We start from the raw sequence: 4,529 nt of genomic DNA on the forward strand, positions 1-4,529 counted from the left end.
CCGCCCGCCTCGATCGGCAACACGCGGGCGAGCATATGGCGGACGCGGCGGCGACGGTGCCAGTCGCGGCATTTGTTGATCGCGATCCGCGCGAGCCATGCGCGCAGCGACCGGTCGCGGTCATAGCGGGACAGCGCGGCGTGCGCCGCGACAAAGCTGTCCTGCAACAAATCGAGCGCCTCGTCGGGATCGCCGATCTGCGCGAGGATCAGGCGGTAGAGCGGCTGTTTGTGCCGCCGCATCAGTGCCGTGAACGCCGCCTGCCGGTCCGCCGCGGGCCCGGCGAGATGCGCGGCGACCAGCGCGGCGTCGTCATAGGCATCGAGATCGATGCTCGTGCGGCGCGCGGTCCTGTCGGGGCGGGGCGGGATCAATGCGCGGGGGTCAGCGCCTGCACGACGACCCGGTCGAACGCCGCGGTCTGGTCGGCGCGCATCACGCCGCGCATTGCAAAGACATGCGCGAGCGTCGCCTTTTGCAGCGCGCCCATCGTCCGGTGCGACCGGTCGACCGCGGCGGCGACCGCGGGGCCATTGGCATGTTCGCGCTCGATCGCGGCGGCGAGACGGACATTGTCGGCACGCAACTCCGCTTCCAGGGCCGCGCGGCGGACCGCGAACTCGGCCTCGAGCCGGTCGAGCGCCGCCTCCTGCGGGGCGTCGAGCACCACGTCGCGGTGGAGCAGCGTGTGGAGTTCGGTGCCGTGCGCTGTACCCGGCGTGCGGATCCAGCCGCCGATAAACACCCCGGCGATCGCCGCGAGGAAGGCGAGGACGATCGTCGGTGCCGCACGCCGGACCACGGACGTCACTGCCCGAGCAGCAAGGTCGAGGGAGCAAGCGCGCCGTCGGTTCCGATCGGGATCGACGCCTGCGCCGGCGCGCCATGGCCGATCGGTGCCGCCCCGCCGATCAGTCCCAGCACCAGCGCGGTACCGACCGACCACCGCCCGACCAGGAGGCTGGCGTGCCGACTGCGCGCATTCTCGGCGATGGCATCGAACACCGACGCCTCGACGCCATCGAGCGCGCGCGGCACCGGCATCGCCGCCAGCCGGGTCAGTCCTTCATCGACAGGATCCTGCATCGTCTGCTCCCTCTGCATCCAGACATACGCACCGCCGCGCGCGATCCCGCATGGTTTTTGGCGGGTGGCGAGAATGAGCTTGCCGCCGCGATGCCGACGCTACCGCTTGAAGCAGTGCGCGCGGTGCCATTGCAGGAAATGGGGGTGCGGCCGATCGGCGGCGCGGGCCGGCGCGGTGGCATAGCCGCTCGCGTTGACGACCCCGCGGATGGTGTCGGGATCATTGGCCTGGCGCGATACGAGGATGGCGAGATCATCGGCGAGCGACAACAGCCCGCGATCGAACATCCAGTGCGCGGTGCCCGACAGCGCGAGCCCGTTGCTGACGATATCGGGGCCGTTCGCCTCGACCGGGCGGATATGCGCCGCCTCGACCTCGGCGCGGCCGCCGCCGTTGATCAGCTTCAGCCCGGTGATCGCGCAGCGTTCGTCATAGGCGCGCAGGACGGTGCGGCGGAATATCCGGTCGCGGACTATCCGGGAGGTAAGGCTGGCGATGCGCGGACGCTCGCCTTCGATCAGGAACGGGCGGCGTTCCTCCTGCCAATGGCCATCGTCTATTGTGTCGGCCACGGCATCGCCGGTGCGCGGCAGCAGCGGGGTCTCGTCGTCGAGGCCGAGCGTGACGATGCGGTTGAAGTCGGCAGGCGAGATCGGGCGCACGGCGGACTGGGCACGGCCGGATATCCGCCCCTGATCGTTGAGAACGCCGCGTTCGACTGGACCGTCGGCGCCAGAAAAGGGCACGGGGGTGGCAAAATCTAGATAGGAGCCGGGTTCGATCAGCGCGAGAAACATGGCCGCCGTCGACGGATCGGGGATGATCCGCTCGACCTTGGCGACCGCGAAATAGCCGCGCGTGGCCGCGACCTTGCGGGGTTCGTAATAGAGGATCCAGTCGCCGATACTGGGCTGCGCACGGCTCAGATACTGGGCGGGGAACTGGTATCGTTCGGCCGGGCTGTCGTCGTAGATCGAGTCCGAGCGGTGAATGAATACGCCAAAGGCCATTGCTGACCTTAGCGCATCACTCCCGATCCACCAGCCACGACAGCGCACGCCCCGACCAGAGGATCAGGCGAACATTTCCATCTGGCGTGGCTTCGGCGCGACGATCGGGCGGAGCTCGGCGCGGTCGGACAGCGCGACCGGGCGCCAGTCCTCGGCGATGATGAACGGGCGGATCTTCGCGACCGACACGGTCAGCCGCGCGACATCGGCAAGGTGGAGGCGGCGCCAGCGGCGGCTGGTCAGGATGCCGTTGACCGCCTTTACGCCGAGCCCGGGGACGCGGAGCAGCATCTCGCGCGGGGCACGATTGACGTCGACCGGGAACGACCCGCGGAACTTCAGCGCCCAGGCCAGTTTCGGATCGATGTCGAGCGGAAGCATGCCCGTTGCATCATCCGCCGCGGCGACGACCTCGTGCGGCTGGAATTCGTAGAAGCGCATCAGCCAGTCGGACTGATAGAGCCGGTGTTCGCGCATCAGCGGCGGGCGCTGCAGCGGGAGCACCGCACTGGCGTCGGGGATCGGGCTGAACGCCGAATAATAGACGCGGCGAAGACCGAACCGGTCGTACAGCGTCGAGGCCTTGCGGACGATGTCGCCATCGGTCGCGGCATCGGCGCCGACGATCATCTGCGTCGACTGGCCCGCGGGGGCGAAACGCGGCGCGGACTTGTACTTGGCCTTGGCGTCCTTGCCGTCGACGATCGAGGCCTTGACCTCGCGCATCGCGGTCTCGATCCGGACGCCGTCCTTCTCGGGGGCGAGCCGCTTGAGCCCGCCTGCGGTCGGCAGCTCGACGTTGATCGACAGGCGATCGGCATAGAGTCCCGCCTGATGGACGAGCTCGGGATCGGCGTCGGGGATCGTCTTGAGGTGAATATAGCCGCGGAAATGATGATCCTCGCGCAAGCTGCGCGCGACCTCGACCATCTGCTCCATCGTGTAGTTGGACGAGGCGATGATCCCCGAGGAGAGGAACAGCCCCTCGATATAGTTGCGCTTGTAAAAGGCTATCGTCAGGTCGACGACCTCCTTGGCGGTGAAGCGCGCGCGGCGGACGTTCGAGCTCTTGCGGTTGATGCAGTAATGGCAGTCGAAGATGCAGCTGTTGGTCAGCAGGATCTTGAGCAGCGAGATGCAGCGGCCATCGGGCGCATAGGCATGACAGATCCCCATGCCCTCGGTCGAGCCGAGCCCCTTGCCGTCCTTCGAATTGCGCTTGGCTGTGCCCGACGACGCGCAGGATGCGTCGTACTTCGCGGCATCGGCCAGGATCTCGAGTTTCTCACGGGTGTCGAGCTGGGCCATGCGTTCATCTTACGTTCCGCACAGATGCCTGTCGATTGATGCGGATCAACTGTCCGGGGGATTATCCAAACAGGCCAGCGACGTAGCGGATGATGTCGACGAAGCTGCCGAGGCTGATCGGGAGGAGCATCAACGCGAGCGCATAGACGAGGAGCATGCGGCTGAGCGCCTTCTCATGGCGGAAGGCGGGCTTGCGCGGCGGGAGATCGTCCTTGCGCGGCCAGATCGTCGAGTCGTCGAGGAACATCCGACCATTATAGCGCGATTGCTCGCGTTTCGCAGCGGGTGACGCCTTTATGCCGCGACGAGGATGGTGGCGGCCTGAAGATCGACCGAGACGAGGCGACTGACCCCGGGTTCGATCATCGTCACGCCGAACAGCCGGTGCATGCGGCTCATCGTGACCGCATTGTGCGTGACGACGAGGTAGCGCGTGGCGGTGTCGCGCGCCATCCGGTCGAGCAGGTCGCAGAAGCGGTCGATATTGGCGTCGTCGAGCGGCGCGTCGACCTCGTCGAGCACGCAGATCGGCGCGGGATTGGTCAGGAACAGCGCGAAGATGAGTGCGACCGCGGTCAGCGCCTGCTCGCCGCCCGACAACAGCGTCAGCGACTGGAGCCGCTTGCCGGGGGGCTGGGCGAGGATCTCGAGCCCCGCCTCGAGCGGATCGTCCGAATCGACGAGCTCGAGATGCGCGCTGCCGCCATTGAACAGCGTTGCGAACAGCCGCTGGAAATGGCCGTTCACCGTCTCGAACGCCGCGAGCAACCGCTGTCGCCCCTCGCGGTTGAGCGTGCCGATCGAGCCGCGCAGCCGGTGGACCGCCTGACCCAGCTCGTCGCGGTCGGCCGCATTGCCGACCGCCTCGGTTTCGAGTGCGGCGAGCTCTTGGTCGGCGACGAGGTTGACCGCGCCGATCCGCTCGCGCTCGGCGGTCAGGCGGTCCTGTGCGCGGCTCTCGTCCGCAGGGGTGCGGACATCGGCGGCCGCGAAGTCGAGGCGTTCGGGCAGGACGGGGGCGGGGCAGGCGAAACGCTCGCCCGACAGCCGCCCTAGTTCGCGGCGCTGCTGCTCCTGTGTGTCGACACGGACGAGCGCGCCGGCGCGGTGCTCGCGTGCCGCGG

Annotated in this window: 6 protein-coding genes and 1 pseudogene; all 7 read right to left on the reverse strand. The window is 68.0% G+C overall.

The window, feature by feature from the left end; genetic code table 11:
• On the reverse strand, positions 1–302 hold a 302-nt coding region (locus NI18_RS23635; RefSeq protein ID WP_037531881.1), incomplete at its 3' end, for a sigma factor.
• Positions 303–370: 68 nt separating this feature from the next.
• Positions 371–811, reverse strand: a complete 441-nt coding sequence (locus NI18_RS17735; RefSeq protein WP_306286500.1) for a periplasmic heavy metal sensor — start codon at positions 809–811, stop codon at positions 371–373.
• Positions 808–1,086: a hypothetical protein gene (locus tag NI18_RS17740; protein WP_037531885.1), complete on the reverse strand. Its 279-nt coding sequence runs from the start codon at positions 1,084–1,086 to the stop codon at positions 808–810. The genes NI18_RS17735 and NI18_RS17740 overlap by 4 nt, the downstream gene beginning before the upstream one ends.
• 99 nt (positions 1,087–1,185) lie before the next feature.
• Complete coding sequence (locus NI18_RS17745; protein WP_037531877.1) at positions 1,186–2,097, reverse strand: HNH endonuclease; 912 nt, start codon at positions 2,095–2,097, stop codon at positions 1,186–1,188.
• A gap of 63 nt (positions 2,098–2,160) precedes the next feature.
• Complete coding sequence (locus NI18_RS17750; RefSeq protein ID WP_031441721.1) at positions 2,161–3,405, reverse strand: putative DNA modification/repair radical SAM protein; 1,245 nt, start codon at positions 3,403–3,405, stop codon at positions 2,161–2,163.
• Positions 3,406–3,466: 61 nt separating this feature from the next.
• On the reverse strand, positions 3,467–3,652 hold the full coding sequence (locus tag NI18_RS17755; RefSeq protein ID WP_031394247.1) for a hypothetical protein: 186 nt from the start codon (positions 3,650–3,652) through the stop codon (positions 3,467–3,469).
• A 47-nt stretch (positions 3,653–3,699) separates the two neighbouring features.
• Positions 3,700–4,529: pseudogene (locus tag NI18_RS17760) on the reverse strand (chromosome segregation protein); the annotation flags it as partial.

It is taken from the genome of Sphingomonas sp. Ant20 (assembly GCF_000783375.1).
GTDB lineage: Bacteria > Pseudomonadota > Alphaproteobacteria > Sphingomonadales > Sphingomonadaceae > Sphingomonas > Sphingomonas aerolata.

Excerpts from the sequence above, each read along its gene's own strand:
- NI18_RS17740 (WP_037531885.1), bottom strand. The coding sequence starts at position 1,086 with ATGCAGGATCCTGTCGATGAAGGACTGACCCGGCTGGCGGCGATGCCG.
- NI18_RS17750 (WP_031441721.1), bottom strand. The coding sequence starts at position 3,405 with ATGGCCCAGCTCGACACCCGTGAGAAACTCGAGATCCTGGCCGATGCC.
- NI18_RS17745 (WP_037531877.1), bottom strand. The coding sequence starts at position 2,097 with ATGGCCTTTGGCGTATTCATTCACCGCTCGGACTCGATCTACGACGAC.
- NI18_RS17755 (WP_031394247.1), bottom strand. The coding sequence starts at position 3,652 with ATGTTCCTCGACGACTCGACGATCTGGCCGCGCAAGGACGATCTCCCG.